This window comes from Stenotrophomonas sp. 116085_Sma, assembly GCF_056479585.1.
Genome location: NZ_CM151057.1, coordinates 1,193,514 through 1,214,163 on the forward strand (window position 1 = coordinate 1,193,514; position 20,650 = coordinate 1,214,163).

At 67.0% G+C, this 20,650-nt stretch carries 23 protein-coding genes; 3 read left to right on the top strand and 20 right to left on the bottom strand.

Features of this window, described 5'->3' with window-relative positions:
• Positions 1 to 40 precede the first annotated feature (40 nt).
• The 11 genes from ACZK0Z_RS05540 to ACZK0Z_RS05590 form a co-directional block, all read right to left on the bottom strand.
• A complete protein-coding gene (locus ACZK0Z_RS05540; RefSeq protein ID WP_197633083.1) occupies positions 41 to 844 on the bottom strand; it encodes a DUF4198 domain-containing protein in 804 nt (267 codons plus the stop codon).
• A gap of 121 nt (positions 845 to 965) precedes the next feature.
• Positions 966 to 1,484 (bottom strand): DUF2271 domain-containing protein, encoded by a 519-nt coding sequence (locus tag ACZK0Z_RS05545; RefSeq protein ID WP_005408420.1) that lies wholly within the window; start codon positions 1,482 to 1,484, stop codon positions 966 to 968.
• Positions 1,485 to 1,510: 26 nt separating this feature from the next.
• Positions 1,511 to 2,149 carry a PepSY-associated TM helix domain-containing protein gene (locus ACZK0Z_RS05550; protein WP_197633085.1) on the bottom strand — a complete coding sequence of 213 codons (639 nt, stop codon included), beginning with the start codon at positions 2,147 to 2,149 and terminating at the stop codon, positions 1,511 to 1,513.
• Between the two features lie 163 nt (positions 2,150 to 2,312).
• Positions 2,313 to 4,733, bottom strand: coding sequence for a TonB-dependent receptor domain-containing protein (locus ACZK0Z_RS05555; RefSeq protein ID WP_197633087.1), 2,421 nt, complete (start codon positions 4,731 to 4,733; stop codon positions 2,313 to 2,315).
• A gap of 145 nt (positions 4,734 to 4,878) precedes the next feature.
• Positions 4,879 to 5,277 carry a hypothetical protein gene (locus tag ACZK0Z_RS05560; RefSeq protein ID WP_197633089.1) on the bottom strand — a complete coding sequence of 133 codons (399 nt, stop codon included), beginning with the start codon at positions 5,275 to 5,277 and terminating at the stop codon, positions 4,879 to 4,881.
• Positions 5,278 to 5,442: 165 nt separating this feature from the next.
• Positions 5,443 to 6,120 (bottom strand): Fe2+-dependent dioxygenase, encoded by a 678-nt coding sequence (locus ACZK0Z_RS05565; protein WP_197633090.1) that lies wholly within the window; start codon positions 6,118 to 6,120, stop codon positions 5,443 to 5,445.
• 10 nt (positions 6,121 to 6,130) lie between these two features.
• Positions 6,131 to 6,850 carry an SEL1-like repeat protein gene (locus ACZK0Z_RS05570; RefSeq protein WP_197633092.1) on the bottom strand — a complete coding sequence of 240 codons (720 nt, stop codon included), beginning with the start codon at positions 6,848 to 6,850 and terminating at the stop codon, positions 6,131 to 6,133.
• A gap of 68 nt (positions 6,851 to 6,918) precedes the next feature.
• Positions 6,919 to 9,222 (bottom strand): TonB-dependent siderophore receptor, encoded by a 2,304-nt coding sequence (locus tag ACZK0Z_RS05575; protein WP_197633094.1) that lies wholly within the window; start codon positions 9,220 to 9,222, stop codon positions 6,919 to 6,921.
• Between the two features lie 147 nt (positions 9,223 to 9,369).
• A complete protein-coding gene (locus ACZK0Z_RS05580; protein WP_049429362.1) occupies positions 9,370 to 9,774 on the bottom strand; it encodes a hypothetical protein in 405 nt (134 codons plus the stop codon).
• A gap of 174 nt (positions 9,775 to 9,948) precedes the next feature.
• Positions 9,949 to 10,281, bottom strand: a complete 333-nt coding sequence (locus ACZK0Z_RS05585; protein ID WP_049429363.1) for a non-heme iron oxygenase ferredoxin subunit — start codon at positions 10,279 to 10,281, stop codon at positions 9,949 to 9,951.
• A complete protein-coding gene (locus ACZK0Z_RS05590) occupies positions 10,278 to 10,817 on the bottom strand; it encodes a GNAT family N-acetyltransferase (RefSeq protein WP_049429364.1) in 540 nt (179 codons plus the stop codon). Before ACZK0Z_RS05590 ends, ACZK0Z_RS05585 begins: the two co-directional genes overlap by 4 nt.
• A 116-nt stretch (positions 10,818 to 10,933) precedes the next feature.
• On the opposite strand from ACZK0Z_RS05590, the gene ACZK0Z_RS05595 reads away from it, so the two are divergent.
• Positions 10,934 to 11,680: a transposase gene (locus ACZK0Z_RS05595; protein ID WP_404830276.1), complete on the top strand. Its 747-nt coding sequence runs from the start codon at positions 10,934 to 10,936 to the stop codon at positions 11,678 to 11,680.
• Positions 11,681 to 11,695: 15 nt separating this feature from the next.
• On the opposite strand, the gene ACZK0Z_RS05600 is transcribed toward ACZK0Z_RS05595, so the two are convergent.
• The 5 genes from ACZK0Z_RS05600 to ACZK0Z_RS05620 form a co-directional block, all read right to left on the bottom strand.
• The gene (locus ACZK0Z_RS05600) at positions 11,696 to 12,952 is read right to left on the bottom strand and encodes a SufS family cysteine desulfurase (protein WP_197633768.1); all 1,257 of its coding nucleotides are present in this window, start codon (positions 12,950 to 12,952) and stop codon (positions 11,696 to 11,698) included.
• Entirely contained in the window at positions 12,949 to 14,211 is a 1,263-nt protein-coding gene (gene sufD, locus ACZK0Z_RS05605; protein ID WP_197633769.1) for a Fe-S cluster assembly protein SufD, read from the bottom strand. The genes ACZK0Z_RS05600 and sufD overlap by 4 nt, the downstream gene beginning before the upstream one ends.
• A complete protein-coding gene (sufC, locus tag ACZK0Z_RS05610) occupies positions 14,211 to 14,975 on the bottom strand; it encodes a Fe-S cluster assembly ATPase SufC (protein WP_049429367.1) in 765 nt (254 codons plus the stop codon). Before sufC ends, sufD begins: the two co-directional genes overlap by 1 nt.
• Positions 14,976 to 15,039: 64 nt before the next feature.
• Entirely contained in the window at positions 15,040 to 16,515 is a 1,476-nt protein-coding gene (gene sufB, locus ACZK0Z_RS05615; RefSeq protein ID WP_006423171.1) for a Fe-S cluster assembly protein SufB, read from the bottom strand.
• Between the two features lie 17 nt (positions 16,516 to 16,532).
• Positions 16,533 to 16,988: an SUF system Fe-S cluster assembly regulator gene (locus ACZK0Z_RS05620; RefSeq protein ID WP_005408436.1), complete on the bottom strand. Its 456-nt coding sequence runs from the start codon at positions 16,986 to 16,988 to the stop codon at positions 16,533 to 16,535.
• Positions 16,989 to 17,196: 208 nt separating this feature from the next.
• Here ACZK0Z_RS05620 and ACZK0Z_RS05625 point away from each other — a divergent pair, with 208 nt between their 5' ends.
• Together ACZK0Z_RS05625 and ACZK0Z_RS05630 are read left to right on the top strand one after the other, a co-directional pair.
• The gene (locus tag ACZK0Z_RS05625; protein WP_012479369.1) at positions 17,197 to 17,664 is read left to right on the top strand and encodes an SET domain-containing protein; all 468 of its coding nucleotides are present in this window, start codon (positions 17,197 to 17,199) and stop codon (positions 17,662 to 17,664) included.
• A gap of 162 nt (positions 17,665 to 17,826) precedes the next feature.
• Positions 17,827 to 18,369, top strand: coding sequence for a type 1 glutamine amidotransferase domain-containing protein (locus ACZK0Z_RS05630; protein WP_024956948.1), 543 nt, complete (start codon positions 17,827 to 17,829; stop codon positions 18,367 to 18,369).
• 38 nt (positions 18,370 to 18,407) lie between these two features.
• Here ACZK0Z_RS05630 and ACZK0Z_RS05635 read toward each other — a convergent pair whose 3' ends face one another.
• From ACZK0Z_RS05635 to ACZK0Z_RS05650, 4 genes are all read right to left on the bottom strand, one after another.
• On the bottom strand, positions 18,408 to 19,004 hold the full coding sequence (locus tag ACZK0Z_RS05635) for a YceB family lipoprotein (RefSeq protein WP_005408439.1): 597 nt from the start codon (positions 19,002 to 19,004) through the stop codon (positions 18,408 to 18,410).
• 82 nt (positions 19,005 to 19,086) lie between these two features.
• Entirely contained in the window at positions 19,087 to 19,617 is a 531-nt protein-coding gene (locus ACZK0Z_RS05640; protein ID WP_049430049.1) for a hypothetical protein, read from the bottom strand.
• Between the two features lie 50 nt (positions 19,618 to 19,667).
• Positions 19,668 to 19,976 (bottom strand): DUF3861 family protein, encoded by a 309-nt coding sequence (locus tag ACZK0Z_RS05645; RefSeq protein ID WP_049430048.1) that lies wholly within the window; start codon positions 19,974 to 19,976, stop codon positions 19,668 to 19,670.
• A gap of 253 nt (positions 19,977 to 20,229) precedes the next feature.
• A complete protein-coding gene (locus tag ACZK0Z_RS05650) occupies positions 20,230 to 20,628 on the bottom strand; it encodes an HU family DNA-binding protein (RefSeq protein WP_010483539.1) in 399 nt (132 codons plus the stop codon).
• Positions 20,629 to 20,650: the final 22 nt, after the last annotated feature.

Genomic DNA, 20,650 nt, shown 5'->3' on the forward strand with positions numbered 1-20,650 from the left:
CGGCGGCGATGCCGGGACGTGCCCGGCATCGCGGTCCACGTTACTGCGGCAGCACTTCCAGCGTGGCCACGTAGCTGAGGCGACGCTTGGCGGCCTGCTTCACCGAGGTCTTGCTGTCTTCAGTGCCGGTTTCCAGCCAGTACATGCCGGCTTCCGGCCAGGTCACCTTGATCTCGCCCTTGGCATCGCTGGTCAGTTTCAGTTCCTCCTGCGCGTTGCGGTAGCGGGTGGCGCCACGCACGATCTCGAATTCCAGTCCGGCGGTCGGCTTGCCGTCGACCAGCACGCGGAAGGTGGCTTCCTCGCCGGCGAACAGGTCGTTCGGATGGCCCGCGGCGACCAGTTCGATGCCTCGGTTGGTCGGCTTCAGCGCGGTAGCGTTCGGCGCGCCGTTGGTGACGAAGGTCTCTACGCGGCCGACCGACTGGCTCACTTCCAGCTTCTTCGCATCCTTGGGCAGTTCGCCGAAGGTGGCGGCAGTGCCGCGCCAGCGCTTGCGCTCGCCATTCAGTTCATAGGTGGCCGACAGGCCATCGTTGACCGAGGCGATGCGGTAGGTGCCCGCCTGCTTCAGTTCGAGGTCGAACACGCTGCGGTACTTGCCGGTGGCCGCGTTCTGCGGCTGCACGGTGCTGCCGTCCGGCGCGGTGATCACCAGCGATTCCAGACGCAGCGGCACGTGGTTGAAATAGAACAGGTCGTTGGAGACCGCACCGTCGACGGTGATCCATGGCGCGTTGCCGGCGATCACGGTCTGCGAGGGCAGCAGCCAGGCCTTGTGGGCCAGGGCGGAGAAGGGAAGGGCAGCGGCCAGGGCGGCGGCGAGGACGAGCGTGCGCTTCATGCGGAAGACTCCAGTTGGAAGGGGTCGGATCCCTTTCCAACGGAGAGGGCTCTGATCCCGGGGATGTGGCGATGGGGTCAGAGCCCTTCCTGTGGAAGGGATCTGACCCCGGAACAAACGGTCAGGGTTTGACGGCGAGGGTGACCTGGCCCAGTTCGGTGGCGCCCTGCGCCTTGCCGTTCTGTGCGGCGGTGGCCGGCCAGGTGAAGGGGATCTTCAGCAGTTCACGGCCGCCGACTTCGCGCACCGCTTCCACCACCAGGGTGTAGTTGCCCGGGGCCAGCTGCTTCAGCGCCGGCTGCCTGTCGTTGAACGACAGCGCGTGCTTGCCGGCCGGGCGGGTCGGGCCGGTCACGCCGTCCACCGGCACCTGCAGGGTGCGGCCGCTCTTGCGCCACCACTGGCGCAGGTCGGGCAGCCACTTGGTGCCATGGCCTTCACTGTTGCTGGTCTGCTGGTACCAGACCGACAGGTTGGCCGCTACTTTCTGGTCGGCGCCTTCCAGCCACACGGCCACATACGGGCGGTGGTATTCGGCCACGTTGAGCTTGGGCACTTCGACGTTGATGTCGAGGGTGGTGGCATAGGCCGGCGAGGTGGCCAGCAGGCCGCTGAGGGCGATGGTGAGGGTGACGCGCATGGGGCGGCTCCGGAAACGAGGGAAAGTCAGTGGATCAGCAGCAGGGCGATCAGCAGCGGGATCATCAGGCCCAGGCCGACCAGCGGCCAGGTCATGCGTCGCTGCCGCGCATGCAGGTGCAGCAGGAACAGGCCGGTGATGCAGAACACCAGGCAGGCCACGGCGAACAGGTCCAGGAACCAGCCCCACGCCGGTCCGGCGTTGCGGCCCTTGTGCAGGTCGTTGAGGTAGGACACCACGCCACGCGAGGTTGATTCGTACTCCACCGCGCCGCTCTCGCGATCGATGCTCAGCCAGGCGTCGCCGCCGGGGCGTGGCAACGACAGATAGATCTCCTCGGCCGACCACTCGGCCGGGCGGCCGCCGATGGCAATGCCCAGCTGTGTATCCAGCCATTGCCGGGCCGGACGCGGGATCGGCGCATTGCCGTCTTCGCGCGTGCCGAGCTGGCCGAGCAGATCGGCTGGCAGTTCCAGGTGCTGGTTCTGCACCTGGGGCTTGGCCTCGATCTTCGCCGCGTGGTTGAGGGTCAGGCCGGTCACCGCGAACAGCAGCATGCCGATCAGGCACACCGCCGAGCTGATCCAGTGCCACTGGTGCAGCGTCCGCAGCCAGAAGCCGCGGCTTTGTTGCTGCTGCACGGTGGAAGAGGCAGGACGGCTCACGGCACGGTTCGAGGCGGACGGGGACTGCCCATTACATCATTGGTGAGAATAGCTCGCAATTGCGTGTCGTTCTGTATCCCGGAGGCGGTAGATCCACGCCATGCGTGGATGAAGCGGTGCCGACCAAGGTCGGCACCCACCGAAGCAGGGAGGAGCGCGGTGATCAGAACTTCGCGTTCAACGAAATCCAGTAGCTGCGGCGCTGGTCCTTGGTCGCATAGTCGTCCACGCAGTTGAATTCGCTCTGGCTGATCAACAGGCACGACTGCGAGACGAAGTTCTTGTCGAGCAGGTTGTTGACCCGTGCGTTCACCGTCAGCCAGGGCGTGGCCTTCCAGCTGCCACCCAGGTGGAAGAGGGTGTAGTCCTCGTAGTAACGGGTCTGGCTGACGCCGTTGGCGTCGAGCAGGGTGTCGCGGTAGCGGTCGTAGCGGCCCTCGCCGATCAGCGACAGGCTGATGGCCTCGTTGAGCTGCCAGTTCAGGCTGGCATTGGCCATGTGCCTGGCCGGGGTGGTGCCGGTGATCGGCAGACCCTTCTGCGGGCCGCTGGTCTGCTCGCTCCTGGTCCAGGTGTAGTTGCCGCGCAGCTGCAGGGTGTCGAGCAGGTCGACGTGGCCGGCCAGTTCCGCGCCGCGGGTTTCGGCCTTGTCGATGTTCACGCTCTGGGTGAAGGTGCTGTAGCCCAGCGCCGCCCAGCCCGGGCCGATGTCCACGCAGTAGCCGCTGCCGGCCGGTGCCACTTCGCAGTTCGGGAAGGTGCCGCCGCTGGCGATCTTGTCCTCGAACTTGTTGATGAAGCCGGTGACGTTGAAGCCCCAGCGCTGGCCTTCGTAGTAGGCGGCCAGCTCGTAGTTGGTGCTGGTTTCCGGCTTCAGGTTGGGCGAGCCCACCAGCGGCAGCACGCCCTGGCCACCAAAGCCGGTGATGCCCGGGAACAGCTGGTCCGGACGCGGGGTCTTGTAGCCGGTGCTGACGCCGCCCTTGAAGGTCCACGCATCGCTGGCGTTCCACACCAGGTAGCCGCGCGGGCTGAGATGGCTGCCGAAGATGTTGTGGTCGTCGTAGCGCAGGCCGAAGGTGGCGGTGAGGGTGTCGGTCAGCGCCCAGTTGTCCTCGGCGAACAGCGCCCACATGCGGTGCTTCTGCTTGGTGTTGCTGCGGTAGCCGGCGCCGTCCATGCCGAACACGCCGTCGATCATGTCGGTGTCGTTGTACTGGCCGCCGACGGTCAGCTTGTGCGCGCCGAAGTCCAGATCCAGCATCGTGTCGAGCACGTAGCCTTCCAGTTCCATGGTGCGCAGCGGACGCGGCAGGAACGCCTGCAGGCGCGCCATCTCGCTGGGATTGAGTGCGGTCAGCGCATTGCCACGGCCGGCCGCGCAGTTGTTGGCCGCACCGGTGCGGCGGCAGACCTCATTCCACAGCGTCTGCAGGTTGGCGCGCTCGTCCAGGGTCAGCGGCAGCGAGCGGCCGAGGTTGCTGCTCTTGCTGTGGGTCAGCGAGGTCTGCCAGGTGCCGAAGCTGTAGCGGCCCTGGTGGGTCAGCGACAGCTGGTCGCGCTCGTAGCGCTGGTAGGCGGTGTAGCCCACGCGCGGCTGCACCACGCGGCGGGTGACCGTGCCGCTGCCGTTCGGGTTGGGAATGACTGCATTGCCGACGCGCCACAGGCTGGCCAGGCTGTCGAGGGTGCCGGTCTGGCCTTCGCTGTTGTCGTACTTCTGCCGCGACACGTCGTAGTCCAGCCACAGCTCGTGGTCATCGTTGACGCGGAAGTCCAGGCGCACGCCGGTGTTCCAGTTGGTGTTGGCCACCGACTTGCCACCGCCACCGAAGCCGATGCTGCGCTCCCACAGCGTGCCATCGGGCAGGGTCAGTGCATCCCATTCCGGGTTCGATGCCTTGGCATCGTAGTAGCTGCCGCGCACGGCGAGGCTGAGGCGATCCTTCAGCAGCGGGCCGCTGAGGTACAGGTCGGTGGTGCGTGCATCGCCGAACTGGTCATCCTGCTGCACGGTGAAGCCCTGGGTGAGCGCGCCGTGCCAGCTGTCCTGGTTGCGGCGGGTGATGATGTTGATGACGCCGCCCATCGCATCCGAGCCGTACAGGGTGGACATCGGGCCGCGCACCACTTCGATGCGCTCGATGGCATCCAGCGGCGGCAGGTAGGCGAACTGGCCGCCGCCGAAGTTGTTCGGGTACAGCTGGCCGACATTGCTCTGGCGGCGTCCGTCGATCAGCACCAGGGTGTATTCGGAGGGCAGGCCGCGCATCGAGATGGTGGCGCGGCCGTTCTTGTCGGTGGCCTCCAGGCCGACGTCGATGCCTTCGACATCGCGCAGCGCATCGACCAGGTTGGTGTACGGGCGCTTGCTCAGTTCCTCGCGGCTGACCACGCTGATGCTGGCCGGTGCATCGACCACCTTCTGTTCGAAGCCGGAGGCGGTGACCACCACCTTGTCCAGCGTCTGCGGGGCGCCGGCGATCTCTCCATGGGCGAAAGCAGGGGCCGCCATCGCCGCCAGCACGGCGCTGGTCAGCAGGGGGCGGGACAGGGACGAACGGACACGATGGCGCTGGGCCATGGCAGTTACCTCGAAAGATGCAGAGAGATGCGATGCCGGGCGCGAAGGGCGCGGCATGCACGGGAAGCCCGGTCAGGGGCGGCAGGGATGAAGCAGGCAGCGGCGTGTGGACGCGACCGCGCAGGCGGTCACGTCGTGCCGTGGATCAGGCGAGCGGCGGCGCCTGGCCGCGTTGCTGGCGACGCCCGGGCGCGTCGGCCCAGGGCGTGTCCGGAGCGGCCAGCGGCCAGTCCGGGCGCACGCCGGGCATGGCCGGCGTGGCGGGTACGAGTTCACGTTCGGTGCGCAGCCACTGGCTGGCCAGCAGCAGCGGCGGCGCCTTCTCGGCCGCTTTCACCGGGGCGGAGGCACAGCGGCGCAGCTTGGCCGGGGCTTCTTCCTGCAACGGGCCTTCGCCGCCGCGTTCTTCCAGCGGCATCTGCACGGTCGCCGCTGTCGCCGGATGCGGCAGCAGCGGCAGGGTGCCCAGCAGCAACGCCAGCATCGCCACCCACGCCAGCAGGCTGGCCAGCGCAGGACGCTGACCGCGCATGGCGGTGCCCATCTTGCGATGGATCAGTGGGCGAGGGCGAAGCGGGCGCAGCAAGCAAGGGTCCCCAGGTGGTCTGCCGGCAGCAGCCAGCATCAACGGGGCGTGATTGTAATGAGAGCCGTTAGCCGTTGCAAATGAGAATGATTGCCAAAATGTCGCGGGCTGGCCGGATGGGGCTCAGACTTCGCTCCAGCGCCGCAGCAGGTTGTGGTACACGCCGGTCAGCTGCAGCACCGCCTCGGCGTCGCCGCCGGTCTGCCGCAGGCGTTCGATCGAGCCGTCCATCTCCCACAGCAGGCGCCGCTGCACGTCGTCGCGGATCATGCTCTGCACCCAGAAGAACGAGGCCACGCGCGCGCCGCGGGTGACCGGGTTGACCTTGTGCAGGCTGCTGGACGGGTACACGATCAGGTCGCCAGCGGGCAGCTTCACTTCATGCTCGCCGTAGGTATCGCTGATGATCAGCTCGCCGCCCTCGTACTCGTCCGGATCGGACAGGAACAGGGTGCAGGAGATGTCCGAGCGCAGCTGCTCGCCGTTGGCCAGGTTCATCACCGCGCCATCGACATGGAAACCGTAGGTGCCTCCACCGCTGTAGCGGTTGAAGCGTGGCGGCAGGTACTTCAGTGGCAGCGCCGCGCTGAAGAACAGCGGGTGCCGGGCCAGCGCGACGAGGACGGTCTCGCCCAGCTCGCGGCGCAGCGGCGAGGCCTCGGGCAGCTGCTGGTTGTGCTTGGCCTGCGCACCCAGATGGCCAACCGTCTCGCGGCCATCGGTCCAGTCGGCGACGTCGAGGCGGCGGCGGAACTCGGCCACCTGCGCGGCGCTGAGGATGTCGGGGATGTGCAGCAGCATGCGGAACTCCTCAGTGGGACGGCGGTGCGACCAGGGCGCGCACCTGCGGATGCGGGGACGCTGCCAGCTCCGGCACGATGTGGGCCATGAACGCCGGGCTGCCGTGGGCCAGCGCCAGCCGCAGCCAGTGCACGGCCTGATCGACCTGGCCGGCCTGCAGCAGGATCGAGGCGTAGTTGGCCTGGCCGCGGAAATCACCGGCCTCGGCCGCGCGCTGGTACCAGTCCAGCGCCGCCTGCGGATCGCGCTCGATCTCCAGTCCGTCTTCGAGGTGGCGGGCCAGCAGGTTCATCGATTTGGCGTGGCCCAGGTGCGCGGCGCGCGTGTACAGCGCCAGCGCCTGCGCGCGGTCCAGCGGCACGCCGCGGCCGGTGGCCAGCAGGTTGGCCAGGTTGTACAGGCCCCAGTCCAGCCCGGTGTCGGCCGCGCGGCGGTACCAGACGGCCGCCAGCGCCGGGTCGGGCGCAGTGCCCTGGCCCAGCTCATGGCAGCGGCCGAGCATGTTCATCGCCATCGGCACGCCGTTGTTGGCGGCGGTTTCATACCAGAGCAGCGCGGCCGAGGCGTCCTGCGCGGTGCCTTTGCCTTCCATGTGCATCTGCGCGAGCAGCAGTTGTGCATCGACCTGGCCGGCCTGCGCGGCATCGCGGATGTGCACGAACGCGGCTGCCGGGTCGTGCTGCAGCAGTTCGGCCAGGGCGTCGCTGTCGATGGGGGTAAGGGTCGCCATGGGGTGAGTATCGCCGGAAACAAAAACGGCGGCAGGAGAGCCTGCCGCCGTGGTGGAGCGAAGTTACATCAGAACTTCACGTTCAGTGCCAGGGTGGCCGAGCGACCCGGGGCGATGCTCGCGTAGTGCGAGGCATAGGCCTTGGTGAAGTAGGTCTTGTCGGTCAGGTTCTGCACGTTCAGCTGCAGGCTGATGTTGTCCTGGATCGCGTAGCTGGCCATCGCATCGAAGCGGGTGTAGCTGGCGATCCACTTGGTGTTGGCGACATCACCGTACTGCTTGTCCGAGTAGAACGCGCCGGCGCCGATGGTCAGGCCGATCGGGAAGCGGTAGGTGGTCCACAGGTTGGCGCTGTGCTTGGCGGTGTTCGGGAACATGTTGCCGTTGTTCGGCGACGGTACGTAGATACCGCTCGGGCAGGTGCGGCCCGACACGGCGCAGACGAAGCCGTTGTCCTTCAGCTCCGAATCCAGGTAGGTGTAGCCGCCATACAGGCTCCAGGCGTCGGTCAGCTGGCCGTTGAAGCCCAGCTCGAAGCCGTTGATCTCCTTCTTGCCGGCGTTCTGGCTGGTGCCGTTGTCGACGGTCACGCGTGCGTTGTTCATCACGGTGTGGAAGATCGCGGCGGTCAGGTTCAGGCGGTTGTCGAGCAGGTCCCACTTGGTGCCGAGTTCGAGGTTCCTTGTGTCCTGCGGCTTGAGGTCGGCCACCAGCCCGGTCAGGCCGTCGGAGCCATCGCCACCGTCCATGCCCGGCGGGGTCGAGGAGGTGCCCCAGGACAGGTAGATGCTGCCGTTGGCCACCGGCTTGAACACTACGCCGGCCTGGTAGTTCACGAAATCGTTGTCGTTGCGCAGGCGGGTCGGCGCTGCGTTGAGCACCGGCGTGGTCAGCGTGGTGCTGTAATCGTCATAGCGCAGGCCGACGTTGAAGCTCCACTGTGCATTGAGCTCGATGGTGTCGAACAGGTAGGCGGACTTGGTCTTGGTGCGCTGTTCAACGTCCAGCGCCTTGTTGCTGCGGTAGACGATCTGACCGGCCGCCCACGGATCGTTCGGGTTCGGATTGTTGAAGTCGGTGCAGTTGTAGCCGGTGGTCGCGCCGGACACCTGGCAGCGAGTGCTGTTGGCGCTGTTTTCAAGGGGATTGGCGGTGCCCGGCGACATCAGGTAGCTGCCGCGGGTCATCTTCTCGTCGCTGTACTCCACGCCCGCGCTGTAGCTGTGCTTGAGCGCGCCGGTCTGGAAGGCGCCGGTCAGGCCCAGCTGGTCGGCGAAGCTCTTGACGTCGACGGCGCGGCTGTTGGTACGGCGCCACAGGGTGCCGTAATTGTTCGGGTTGCCCTTGCTGTCGTCCGGCTGGGTCCACAGGTAGTCGTTGCTGGTGTTGCCCAGGCGCGCGATGTTGCGCAGCTTGTGGCCGCCGAAATCGTAGCTGGCGTCGAGGGTGCTGATATCGGCGCGGGTACGCTGGAAATCACGGTCGACCAGGCCGTAGTAGTTGTTGCGGTCCGGCACCATCGGGCGGCCGTCGCCGTTCTTGGCCACGTTCGGGCCGCTGGTGAACGGGTTGTTGTACGGGAAGCCGCCGGCATCGGGCAGGTCATCGCTCTGCATGTGGTAGTGGCTGGCGATCAGCTGCGCCGGGCCGTTCAGGCCGAACGCGATCGACGGTGCGATGCCCCAGCGGCTGACGTTGGCCGCATCACGACCGGCGATGTCCGACGCGTGCTTCATCAGGTTCAGGCGGGCGGCGACGCCATCGCCCAGCACATAGTTGGCGTCCACGGTGCCGCGCGCGTAGCTGTCGGTGCCGATGCCCATGCTGGCGCTGGTTTCGTTCTTCAGCTTCGGCGTCTTGCTTACCAGGTTCAGGCTGCCACCACCGGAATCACGGCCGCCGTAGGCCGAGCTCGGGCCCTTGACCACTTCCACCTGCTCCAGGTCGAAGATCTCGCGGGTCTGCGAGCCGACGTCACGCAGGCCGTCGACGAAGATGTTGCTCTGGGAGTCGAAGCCGCGGATGAAGGGGCGGTCGCCGGTCGGGTTGCCGCCTTCGCCGGCACCGAAGGTGATGCCCGGCACCATGCGCAGCGCATCCTGCAGGTTGGTCGCGCCGGTCTCGGCAATCAGCTTCTCCGAGACGATCGACACCGACTTCGGGGTGTCCAGCAGTTCGGCGGTGAACTTCGGCGAGGACGGATTGAACCAGCTGCCGCGCACCTGCACCTTGTCCAGGTCGGTGGCCTTGTTGGTGCCGGAGGCGGCGCCGTCGGCGGCCTGTGCGGCCAGCGGTGCGAAGCCGGCGGCCAGGGTGGCCGAGGCGAGCAGGGAAACGCGCGGGGCGTACTTGCGGGTCTTGATGTGGGTCATGGTCTGGGTGGCGGTGGCTTGGATCGGGAAAGGGCGCGGGCCGGCACGCATGCGTGGCGGCTGGCAGGAGACGGGTGCTGTAGAGCCGAGCCGATGCTCGGCTTGCCCGAAACGCAATGAGGCGCACGGCAAAGGCCGCAGGGCGCCTCAGCTGGCGTGCGGTGCGGGCGGTGCGTGGCCGGGGTTCAACCGCAGTGCGGGATCGTGCAGCTGCCAGCGCAGGGCGTCGGAGCGCCACAGCGGGATGTGTGCGACAAGCGCGGCGCGCGGTGACGCCAGGCCGGTGCAGGGTGTACTGCCCTCGCCATCGAGCGGTGGCTCGGGGGCAGGGGCGGCGTGTTGCGGGCATTCGTCGGCCGGCGCTTCCGGCAGCGGCAGGGCCTGCAGCAGATCATCCGCGTGGGCCTGCCAGCCGTGTGCGGCCGGATCGCTGCCGCGCCCCTCGTGCAACGCCGACCAGCCCAGCAGCAGCGTCAGCAGCACGGCCACAAGCAGCGGCCATCCGTGGCGGGCGAGCTGGCACAGCGTGGCGGTGGGCGCGGGCGAAGCCATGGCGCAGGGGCGGAGTCGTTACGAAGATGTTACGTAGAATAACATCAACGATAATGATTCGCATGTACGGAATGTGGCCAGCCGCCGGGGTGTCCCCGAAACGCCTTGGGAAGGCCCTCAAGGCGCTTCCGTAGATCCGCCCCATGGGTGGTGCCCTGGGGCGGGCGCGCGGCCTCAATCGCGGTCGTCGCGGGTCCAGACCGCGTCGTGCTCCCGCTTCACCGGGAACTTGGGCACCGGGGTATAGGCCGGGGCGCACAGGGCGCGGCCATCGCGCACGTCGAAGCGCGCACCGTGCAGCACGCACTCCACACTGCCTTCGGTGGTGTCGAACTCACCCGAGGACAGCTCGAACTCTTCATGCGTGCACTGGTCTTCCAGTGCGTACAGCTCGCCGTCGAGGTTGAACACCACGATCGGGGTGCCGGTCACTTCGTCGAACACGCTCTTCATTTCACCCGGCAGCAGCTCGTTGCCGGCACAGACAAAGGTCCAGGCCTCGCTCACGCGGCGGCTCCGGCCAGCGGCTTTTCCAGGATCTCGAAGCGCAGGTCGTCGCGCTTGGGAATGCCGAAGCGTTCGTCGCCATACGGGAACGGCTTCTTGATGCCGGTGCGGCTGTAGCCGCGGCGCTCGTAGAAGGCAATCAGTTCGTCGCGCACGTCGATGACGGTCATCTGCATCACCGGCACGTTCCATTCGCGCGCGGCGTGCGCTTCGGCGGCATCCATCAGCTGCTTGCCGACGCCACCGCCCTGCTGGGCCGGGTCGACCGAGAACATGCCGAAGTAGCCCTTGCCGTCGACATCGGCGACGTGGGCGCAGGCCACCAGTTGGCCCTCGCGTTCGGCCAGCAGGATGGTGGAGCGCGGGCGGTCGAGGTCGCCCTGGATGCCTTCGGCGTCGATGCGGGCGCCATCCAGCAGGTCGGCTTCGGTGGTCCAGCCGACGCGGCTGGCGTCGCCACGGTAGGCCGAGGTGACCAGGGTGATCAGGGCGGGGATGTCGGCCGACGTCGCGGCGCGGAAGGTCAGGGTGCTCATGGGCACATTCTAGGTGGGGTGGGGGCGGGCGCAAATGGGGGCGCGGCGTGGGGTCAGATCCCTTTCGCCGGGCGAAAGGGCTCTGACCCCGGCGTCTACCGACCGAGCGGCAGGTCATGGACCGACTGGTACGGGCACGGAATCAGCAGATGCTCGGGGTCAGATCCCTTTGCGCAGCGATGGGTTCTGACCCCTATTCCCAGGAGACACCTATGCCAAGGCCACCACGCATCGATGCGCCCGGTTACCCGCAACATGTCGTTCAACGTGGCAACAATCGCCAGCCCGTGTTCTTCACCGATGGCGACCGCGTGGCCTACCTGCGCCTGCTGTGTCATCACGCAGGCCAGCAGCACTGCCGGGTCCACGCGTATGTGCTGATGGACAATCACGTTCATCTCCTGGCGACGCCTGATGTCTCCGGCGGGCTGTCGCGGATGATGCAGGCCGTAAGCCGGACCTACGTGCGGCGGGTGAATGATCGGCAGGGCCGCACGGGAACCCTGTGGGAGGGGCGTTTCCATTCCACGTTGGTGGATACGGATCGCTATCTGCTGGCTTGCCAGCGCTACATCGAGCTCAACCCTGTCCGTGCGGGGAGGGTGGCGCGTCCAGGGGACTATCGCTGGTCGAGCTATCGGGCGAATGCGCAGGGCAGGCCGAATGCGCTGCTCGAGCCGCATTCGGCATTCGAGCTGATTGCCCTGGATCTGGATGAACGGCGCAGGCGCTATGCGGAGTTCATCGAGGAGGGTATTCCTGCCGCGGATGTGGCGGCGATCCGGCGAGCATTGCAGTCGCAGCGACGACTGGCCGGTTCGCTAGCGGGGTCAGAGCCCTTTCGCGATGCGAAAGGGATCTGACCCCGGTGTGCCGGGTCACCCCAACAGCTTGCGTACCTTGGTCAGTGCGGTCATGAAGCGCTCGATCTCGGCGTGGGTGTTGTAGAACGCCAGCGAGGCGCGGCAGGTGGCCGCCACACCGAAGTACTGCAGCAGCGGGTGCGCGCAGTGCTGGCCCGAGCGCACGGCCACGCCTTCCAGATCAAGCAGCGTGGCCAGGTCGTGGGCATGCGCGCCGTCGATCAGGAACGAGACCACGGCGGCCTTCTCCGGCGCTTCGCCGATGATGCGCAGGCCGTCGACGCGGCGCAGTTCTTCGGTGAAGTGCGCGAGCAGTTCGGCTTCGCGCGCTTCCACGTTGTCCTGTCCCAGCTGCTGCAGGTAGTCGGCGGCCACGCCCAGGCCGATGAAGCCGGCGATGTTCGGGGTACCGGCTTCGAACTTGTGCGGGGCATCGTTGAACACGGTGCCGTCGAAGCTGACTTCCTTGATCATCTCGCCACCGCCGAGGAACGGCGGCATCGCGTCCAGGTGCTCGCGGCGCGCCCACAGCGCACCGGTCCCGGTCGGGCCGCACATCTTGTGGCCGGTGATGGCGTAGAAGTCGCAGCCGATCGCGGCGACGTCGACCTTGCGGTGCGGCACCGCCTGCGAGCCATCGACCACGGTGATGATGCCGCGCTTGCGCGCTTCACGGCAGATCTCGCGAACCGGGTTGACCGTGCCCAGCACGTTGGACACATGGGTGACCGCCAGCAGCTTGACCTCGGGGGTCATCGCCGCACGCAGCGCATCCAGGTCGAGCGCGCCATCGGGGGTGATCTCGGCCACGCGGATGGTGGCGCCGGTACGCTGCGCGACCAGCTGCCACGGCACGATGTTGGCGTGGTGCTCCATGCGCGAGACCAGGATCACGTCGCCGGCCTTCAGCCGCGGCAGCGCCCACGAATACGCCACAAGATTGATGGCGAAGGTGGTGCCGCTGCACAGCACCAGGTCGCTGGCACGCACGTTGAGGAAGCGCGCCAGCTTGTTGCGCGCGCCTTCGTAGGCGTCGGTGGCTTCGCTGCCCAGTGCATGCACCGCGCGGCTGACGTTGGCGTTGTAGCGGCGGTAGAACTCGTCCACCGCGCCGATCACCTGCACCGGCTTCTGGCCGGTGTTGGCATTGTCGAAATAGACCAGCGGCTTGCCGTGCACTTCGCGCATCAGCAGCGGGAAGTCGAGGCGGACGCGGTCCCAGTCGGGCGCGCCGCTGGGGGTTTCGATCGGGCGCGGGGTGGACAGGTTCATGCCACACCCGCCTCGGCCAGGGCCTTGTCCAGGCGGCGTGCCAGCTGTTCGCGCAGGGCTTCCGGCAGGATCTTCAGCGGTTCGTGGCAGAACGCGGCACTGAGCAGTGCCTGCGCCTGTGCCTGCGGCAGGCCGCGCGAGCGCAGGTAGAACAGCGCATTGGCATCGAGCTGGCCGACGGTCGCGCCGTGCGCGGCCTTCACTTCATCGGCGTCGATCACCAGCGTCGGCTGGGTATCGATCTCGGCGTCGGCCGACAGCAGCAGGTTCTTGTTGGACAGGTTCGCGTCGGTACCATCGGCGCCTTCGCGGATCTGGATGCCACCATGGAACACCACGCGGCTGCGGTTGGCGGCGACGCCGCGCCACAGCAGTTCGCAGCTGGTGTCGCGCGCGATGTGATCGATGCCCAGCCGGGTCTCGACGTGGCGGCGGCCATTGCCGAGCAGCACGCCGTTGGCGGTCAGCTGGGCGTTGTCGCCTTCCAGGCGTACGTTCAGTTCGTGGCGGCTGAGCGCGGCGCCCAGTTCCAGGTCGACGCGGTGGTACTGCGCGTCGCGGGCCAGCACTGCGTCGGTACGCAGGAAGCTGGTCTGGCGCGCGCTGCCGGTCTGCACGCGGGCGTGCTTGAGCACGGCATCGCGGGCGACGTGGGCATGCAGCACGGTGTTGTCCAGGTGGGCCGAATCACCCACGCTGAAGCGGTGCTCGACCACGCCCAGGCTGGCGCCGGCACGCAGTTCGATCAGGTGGCGGTGGTGCCAGGCCAGGTCGGTATCGCCGGCCACGCTGGCGAACACCAGCTGCAGCGGCACTTCGACCTGCACGCCTTCGTCCACGCGCAGCACCACGCCTTCATCAGCCAGGGCAGCGTTGAGGCGGGCAAACACTTCGTCGCTGCGCTCATAGCGGCGGCCAGGGAAGCGCGCGGCATCCTCGCCGGCGGCCAGTGCGCTGGACAGCGCTTCCAGCTGCACGCCGGCGGGCAGGCCGTGGGTGTCGCTCAGGCCATCGTGCAGACGGCCGTTGACGAATACCAGGCGCGGCGCGGGAATGTCGGCCAGTGCCTCGGCATCCAGCGCGGCCGGGGCCTGCGGTGCGGGGGCGAAGGCGCGGCGCTCCAGCTGGCGCAGCGAGGTGTACTTCCAGGCTTCGTTGCGGGCGGCCGGCAGGCCGTCGCGCAGGGCCGCATCCAGCACTTCGCGGCGCGCATCGCTGCCGCGGAAGGCCTGGGCCATCGAGTCAAGCAGGGCGCTCATCAGACCGCCGCCTCGCGCACCACGCGATCCTTGAGGAAATCGTAGCCGTGCGCTTCCAGTTCCAAGGCCAGTTCCGGACCGCCGGTCTTGACGATGCGGCCATCGGCCAGCACGTGCACCACGTCCGGCTTGATGTAGTCCAGCAGGCGCTGGTAGTGGGTGATGACCAGGAACGAGCGGTCGGCGGCGCGCAGTGCGTTGACGCCGTCGGCCACGCTCTTCAGCGCATCGATGTCCAGGCCCGAATCGGTTTCGTCGAGGATCGCCAGCTTCGGCTCCAGCACGGCCAGCTGGAAGATCTCGTTGCGCTTCTTCTCGCCACCGGAGAAGCCTTCGTTGACGCCACGGTGCAGCAGTTCGTCCTTCAGGTGCAGCACGGCCAGCTTCTGGCGCACCAGCTTCAGGAACTGCATGGAATCGAGTTCTTCTTCACCGCGGGCCTTGCGCTGTGCATTCAGTGCGGCGCGCAGGAAGTAGGTGTTGTTCACGCCCGGGATTTCCACCGGGTACTGGAAGGCCAGGAACAGGCCGGCGGCGGCGCGGGCTTCCGGGTCCTGGTCCAACAGGTCGGCGCCCTCGAACTGGACGCTGCCTTCGGTCACTTCATAGCCGTCACGGCCGGCCAGGACATTGCCCAGGGTGGACTTGCCGGCGCCGTTGGGGCCCATGATGGCGTGCACCTGGCCGGGCTTCACGTCCAGCGACAGGCCCTTGAGGATTTCCTTGTCGCCGATGCGGGCGTGGAGGTTTTCGATCTTCAGCATGGTATGAATCCAGTAGAGCCACGCCACGCGTGGCTGAAATATTCAGACGAAGGTGGTTGGCGTGTTAACCGACCGACCCTTCCAGCGAGACTTCCAGCAGCTTCTTGGCTTCCACCGCGAACTCCATCGGTAGTTCGCGGAACACCTGCTTGCAGAAGCCGTCGACGATCATCGACACCGCGTCTTCCTGGCTGATGCCACGGGCGCGGCAGTAGAACAGCTGGTCGTCGGAAATCTTCGAAGTGGTGGCCTCGTGCTCGACGGTGGCGCCCGGGTTCTTCACCTCGATGTAGGGGAAGGTATGGGCACCGCACTGCTTGCCGATCAGCAGCGAATCGCACTGGGTGTAGTTGCGTGCGCCATCGGCGTTGCGGTCGACCTTCACCAGGCCGCGGTAGGTGTTCTGGCCGCGGCCGGCACTGATGCCCTTGCTGACGATCTTGCTCTTGGTGCGCTTGCCGACGTGGATCATCTTGGTGCCGGTGTCGGCCTGCTGGCGGTGGTGGGTCAGCGCCACGGAATGGAATTCACCGACCGAATCGTCGCCCAGCAGCACGCAGGACGGGTACTTCCAGGTGATCGCCGAACCGGTCTCGACCTGGGTCCAGGTGACCTTGCTGCGCGCGCCACGGCATTCGGCACGCTTGGTGACGAAGTTGTAGATGCCGCCGACGCCGTTCTCGTCGCCCGGGTACCAGTTCTGCACGGTGGAATACTTGATCTCCGCGTCTTCCAGCGCGACCAGCTCGACCACCGCGGCGTGCAGCTGGTTCTCGTCGCGCATCGGCGCGGTGCAGCCTTCCAGATAGGAAACGTAGGCCTTGTCCTCGCACACGATCAGGGTGCGCTCGAACTGGCCGGTGTGGCCGGCGTTGATGCGGAAGTAGGTGCTCAGTTCCATCGGGCAGCGAACGCCCTTGGGGATGAACACGAAGCTGCCATCGGAGAACACCGCCGAGTTCAGCGCGGCGAAGTAGTTGTCGCCCACCGGCACCACGGTGCCCAGGTACTGGCGCACCAGCTCCGGGTGTTCCTTGATGGCCTCGGACATCGAGCAGAAGATGATGCCCTTCTCGGCCAGTTCCTTGCGGAACGTGGTGCCGACGGACACCGAGTCGAACACCGCATCCACCGCCACGCCGGCCAGCTTGGCACGCTCGTGCAGCGGCACGCCCAGCTTGTCGTAGGTGTCGAGCAGTTCCTTGGGCACGTCATCCAGCGAGGCGTACTTCGGGCCCTTCGGCGCGGAGTAGTAGCTCAGCGCCTGCAGGTCGATCGGGGCGATCTCCAGCTTGGCCCAGTCCGGCATCGGCATGGTCAGGAAGTGGCGGTAGGCGTCCAGGCGCCACTGCGTCATCCACTCCGGCTCTTCCTTCTTGGCCGACAGGGCACGGATGGTGTCCTCGTCCAGGCCCGGCGGCAGGGAGTCCGATTCGATCTCGGTGATGAAGCCGGCCGAATACTTGCGGCCGAGCTGCTCGTGGATCTCGCGGTTGGGGGTGTCGTCGTGGGCGACGTTTTCGATGGTTTCGGTGGCCATGGGGGGCTGCCTACGGATCAGGAGACGACGTCGACAGCGATGGTGCGGCGCTGTTCGTCATCGGCAAGGGGGAGAGGGGGCAGGATCTGCGCCAGGGTGACATCGCGCAGGGCCTCGGAGACCACGTCGTTGATCAGCCGCCAGCTGCTGCGCGCGCCGCACTTGGGCGCCATGCCGCACTGGTGGTGGTCGTGGCTGCATTCGGTCAGGGCCAGCGGCCCTTCCATCGCTTCGACCACTTCGAACAGCGAGATCTCGATGGCCGGGCGGGTCAGGCGGTAGCCGCCTCGGACACCGCGCAGGCCTTCGACCAGGCCGGCCTGGGCCAGTGGCTTGAGCACCTTGCTGACGGTGGGCGGCTCCAGGCCGGTGAATTCGGCCAGCTCGGTGGCACTGAGCACCTCGCCCGGACGGGCGGCAAGCACGGTCAGTACCACGGTGGCGTAATCGGTGAGCTTGGTGACACGCAACATGGGAATGCGAGCGGTTCTTAAAGCGGACTGAAATTGTACGCTTTTATTCGCCGCCATCCAACCCGGGCATTCAGCCGGCGCTGGGACGGACCGGGACGACACACCGGGGCCATTGCCGGGGCGCCATGCTGCGCCAACGGGGTGATTTTCGCAATCACCCGGAATGGGCGAGAATCAACGTTCCTTTCGCTGCAGACCTCCCTTGCCGATGCCCAAGAAGATCCAAGCCCGCAAGTCCGCCATCCATGGCAACGGCGTGTTCGCCGTGGCCCCGATCAAGCAGGGCGAGCGCGTGATCCAGTACAAGGGCCTGTTGCGCAGCCACGGCGACGTTGATGCCGATGACAGCGGCGACGTCGAAAGTGGCCATACCTTCCTGTTCACCCTCAACGACGACTGGGTGATCGATGCCAACTACAAGGGCAATGACGCGCGCTGGATCAACCACAGCTGCGACCCGAACTGCGAGGCAGTGATCGAGGAAGACGAGGACGGTGACAGCCGAGGTGACAAGGTGTTCATCGAGGCGCTGCGTGACATCAAGGCCGGTGAGGAACTGACCTACAACTACGGCATCACCCTGGCCGAGCGCCACACCGCCAAGCTGAAGAAGATCTGGGAGTGCCGCTGCGGCTCACCCAAGTGCACTGGCACCATGCTGCAGCCCAAGCGCTGACCGGTACCGGGTAGTGCCGGCCGCTGGCCGGCAAGGCGCAATCCGGGTGCCGGCCAGCGGCCGGCGCCACCCGGAGGCTCTCCACCTGCCGTGCACGGCAGGGTCACCGCCGTGCAAGGGCCGTTCTTCCATTCTGTCGGCACCCCCAACCGGAGTGCACCCATGGCAGAACGATTGAAGGGCAAGCAGATTGCCATCCTTGCCACCCACGGCTTTGAACAGTCCGAACTGACCGAACCCAAGCGTCTGCTGGAAGCCGAAGGCGCGCGCGTCAGCGTCGTGTCGCCTGCAAAGGAGGCGACGATCAAGGGCTGGAAAGAGAAGAACTGGGGCGACGCCGTCGCGGTGGATATTCCGCTGGATGAGGCCGATCCGGCCAGCTTCGATGCGCTGGTGCTGCCGGGAGGGGTCATCAATCCGGACACGCTGCGTACCGACGAGGCTGTACTCGGCTTCGTCCGCGCAGTAGACGAGGCCGGCAAGCCTGTGGCGGCGATCTGCCATGGCCCGTGGCTGCTGATCAACAGTGGCCTCGCCGATGGCCGCGAGCTGACGTCCTGGCCTTCCCTGCAGCAGGATCTGACCAATGCGGGGGCGAACTGGCGCGATGCCGAGGTCGTGGTCGACGGCAACGTGATCACCAGCCGCAAGCCGGATGACATCCCGGCCTTCAGTGAGGCGGTGGTCAAGGCACTTGCCGCCTGATGCGCTACCGGTAGTGCCGGCCGCTGGCCGGCACCACCTTACTTGCCCAGCACGCCTGCCGGCACCAGGTTGCCCAGGTTCTGGTTGAAGGTGACCACCAGCTTGCCGTTCTTCACCTGCGCCGACTGCACCTGCAGAGCGCCGAGTACCCCGGCCACGGCCGGATCCAGCTTGTAGATCGGCTCACGCTGGGCGTAGTCGCTCAGCCAGGCGTTGAGCAGGCCGCGGGTACGGGAGTCGAGACGACCACCCTGGTTGGCCGGGGTGAAGTCATCCACGCTGGGCTGCTGCAGGTGGAACCCCTGGGTCTGTGCGTCGTAGCGCAGGCCGCTGCTGAGCTTCACCGTACCCAGCTTGGCCGGATTGCCACCGGCAGTGGCCAGTGCAACGTCCATGCCGAGGTTCAAACGCTCGCCGGCCGGGAGGCTCAGCTGAGGGTGGCTCATGGTCAGGGCGATCAGTCCGCCCAGGGCGTCCTGGGTGCGCGGGAAGCTGCCATCGAGGTATTGCTGCACATCGCTGGCGCCCACCGACAGTTCGCGGCCGGAAATGGAAGGGGCGGCCTGAGCACCGATCGCGGCTGCGATCAGTACGGTGGAGGCGGCGAGGCGGGTCATCAGGGAACGCAGGCGCATGGCGGTGGCCGCTGGACAGGGAATGGATGGAGGAAAGAGTAGCCGGGTCGGCTGAATCGTGCGTGCATGCCGCTGCAACGGTTCAGTCCAGCGTTGGCCGCAGTTGCGCCGACTGGATCTGCCAGGCGCGACCGTCCGGGCTGGGCTGCACGCGATACCAGCCGCGGAAGCGGAAGGTGCCTTGTGCGGTGGTCGCGCGGAGCCGCACCGGCACCTCCAGCAACCGGGATGGCTGCCGGCCATCGCGTGCCAGCGGGGTGCCACTGTCCAGGCGCAGCGTGCGCAGGTCCTGCAGTTGGCGTATGGCAGCGTCATCTGCGCGGTGCGGATCGACCGGTGGAATCGCCCATGCCGCGTCGCTGGCGCTGCGGTTGCGGTTGAGCAGCGCGATCACGTAGCGGTTGAGCATCACCGATGGTGGTTCGGCGTCGGCAGCGACCGCGGCGAACAGCGGATCGATCGTTGCTCGCTGCAGCGGTGCTGCGTCGGTGTCTGCAACGGCCTGTGCATCGGCGCTCGCTGGCGCCGGCACTGGCGCAACCTCCGGTTGTGCAGTGGGTCTGGAACAGCCCAGCAGCACCAGTGGCGCGATCAGGAAAAGCGTCCTGCGCATGCCTCCTCCCCGAGGCGATGTGGGTTGACAGTGTATCGGCTGCGCGGGAATCAGCGGGAGGAGGGCAACTGTTCCAGTGCATCCAGCGCCGGCAGCACCTGCCCGGCGATGGCGGCCAACGCATGTCCATCGGTTTCGGCGTGGCGCTGCACGATGTCGCGCAGCAGCTGGGTGGCAATCACCAGGGTCGCGCGTTCATCGCCGCTGAGCCCTGCCGTCCGCGGTGCCGCTTCCAGCAGGCGCATCAGGTCGCGGCTGGCGCGATGTTCCAGTTCGATGGTGCAACGCCCGGTGCACTGCACCCCGTCCTTTTCGATGGGGGTCACCGAGATCCGGTAGCGGGTGGAGGGGCTGGCCATGAGGAGATGCTCGCCGTAGCTGTGGAGGATGTGCCAACCATAGGCAAGGCCACGGTCGGCGGCGACGGCCGGCGCTGCACGCAGTGTTCCACCCGGTACGTTCCGGCACCGCCGCAGGCGGGGCCCAGCCAATGGCGACGGGCCTGTACGGGCATTCCCTGGGATGCGGCAACGCTGTGTTGCGGGCCGTGGTTGGGACAAAAAAACGGGACGGCCAGAGCCGTCCCGTCGGAATCCGCGTTGGGGCGCGCGCTTACAGCGCGGCGTCCTTCAGCTTCTTCAGCGGACGCACCTTCAGCTTGGTGGTGGCCGGCTTGGCGGCGAACCACTGTTCTTCCTTGGTGAACGGGTTGATGCCCTTGCGCTTCGGCTTGGCCGGCACATTGACGGTGGTGATCTTCAGCAGGCCCGGCAGGGTGAAGGAGCCAGCGCCCTTCTTGTGCACCGAGGATGCGACGGCGCTTTCCAGCGAGGCCAGCACAGCGCGGACGTCCTTGGCGATGACGCCGGAGGCTTCAGCGATGTGTGCAACCAGGCCGGACTTGGTCAGCACTTCCTTGATCGGCTTCGGAGCGGCCGGCTTGGCGGCTGCCTTCGTCGCGACTTTCTTCACTGCCTTCTTCGGGGCAGCCTTCTTAGCGGTCTTTGCCATGGTTTCCTGTTCCGTGAACGGT

Bases quoted from the DNA above. Each gene is read 5' to 3' on its own strand.
- ACZK0Z_RS05580 (WP_049429362.1), bottom strand. From the start codon at position 9,774: ATGGCTTCGCCCGCGCCCACCGCCACGCTGTGCCAGCTCGCCCGCCAC.
- ACZK0Z_RS05645 (WP_049430048.1), bottom strand. From the start codon at position 19,976: ATGGCCAGCCCCTCCACCCGCTACCGGATCTCGGTGACCCCCATCGAA.
- ACZK0Z_RS05560 (WP_197633089.1), bottom strand. From the start codon at position 5,277: ATGGGCACCGCCATGCGCGGTCAGCGTCCTGCGCTGGCCAGCCTGCTG.
- ACZK0Z_RS05540 (WP_197633083.1), bottom strand. From the start codon at position 844: ATGAAGCGCACGCTCGTCCTCGCCGCCGCCCTGGCCGCTGCCCTTCCC.
- sufB (WP_006423171.1), bottom strand. From the start codon at position 16,515: ATGGCCACCGAAACCATCGAAAACGTCGCCCACGACGACACCCCCAAC.
- sufC (WP_049429367.1), bottom strand. From the start codon at position 14,975: ATGCTGAAGATCGAAAACCTCCACGCCCGCATCGGCGACAAGGAAATC.
- sufD (WP_197633769.1), bottom strand. From the start codon at position 14,211: ATGAGCGCCCTGCTTGACTCGATGGCCCAGGCCTTCCGCGGCAGCGAT.
- ACZK0Z_RS05650 (WP_010483539.1), bottom strand. From the start codon at position 20,628: ATGGCAAAGACCGCTAAGAAGGCTGCCCCGAAGAAGGCAGTGAAGAAA.
- ACZK0Z_RS05625 (WP_012479369.1), top strand. From the start codon at position 17,197: ATGCCCAAGAAGATCCAAGCCCGCAAGTCCGCCATCCATGGCAACGGC.
- ACZK0Z_RS05620 (WP_005408436.1), bottom strand. From the start codon at position 16,988: ATGTTGCGTGTCACCAAGCTCACCGATTACGCCACCGTGGTACTGACC.
- ACZK0Z_RS05640 (WP_049430049.1), bottom strand. From the start codon at position 19,617: ATGCGCAGGACGCTTTTCCTGATCGCGCCACTGGTGCTGCTGGGCTGT.
- ACZK0Z_RS05630 (WP_024956948.1), top strand. From the start codon at position 17,827: ATGGCAGAACGATTGAAGGGCAAGCAGATTGCCATCCTTGCCACCCAC.
- ACZK0Z_RS05555 (WP_197633087.1), bottom strand. From the start codon at position 4,733: ATGGCCCAGCGCCATCGTGTCCGTTCGTCCCTGTCCCGCCCCCTGCTG.
- ACZK0Z_RS05570 (WP_197633092.1), bottom strand. From the start codon at position 6,850: ATGGCGACCCTTACCCCCATCGACAGCGACGCCCTGGCCGAACTGCTG.
- ACZK0Z_RS05565 (WP_197633090.1), bottom strand. From the start codon at position 6,120: ATGCTGCTGCACATCCCCGACATCCTCAGCGCCGCGCAGGTGGCCGAG.
- ACZK0Z_RS05545 (WP_005408420.1), bottom strand. From the start codon at position 1,484: ATGCGCGTCACCCTCACCATCGCCCTCAGCGGCCTGCTGGCCACCTCG.
- ACZK0Z_RS05595 (WP_404830276.1), top strand. From the start codon at position 10,934: ATGGACCGACTGGTACGGGCACGGAATCAGCAGATGCTCGGGGTCAGA.
- ACZK0Z_RS05600 (WP_197633768.1), bottom strand. From the start codon at position 12,952: ATGAACCTGTCCACCCCGCGCCCGATCGAAACCCCCAGCGGCGCGCCC.
- ACZK0Z_RS05590 (WP_049429364.1), bottom strand. From the start codon at position 10,817: ATGAGCACCCTGACCTTCCGCGCCGCGACGTCGGCCGACATCCCCGCC.
- ACZK0Z_RS05575 (WP_197633094.1), bottom strand. From the start codon at position 9,222: ATGACCCACATCAAGACCCGCAAGTACGCCCCGCGCGTTTCCCTGCTC.
- ACZK0Z_RS05635 (WP_005408439.1), bottom strand. From the start codon at position 19,004: ATGCGCCTGCGTTCCCTGATGACCCGCCTCGCCGCCTCCACCGTACTG.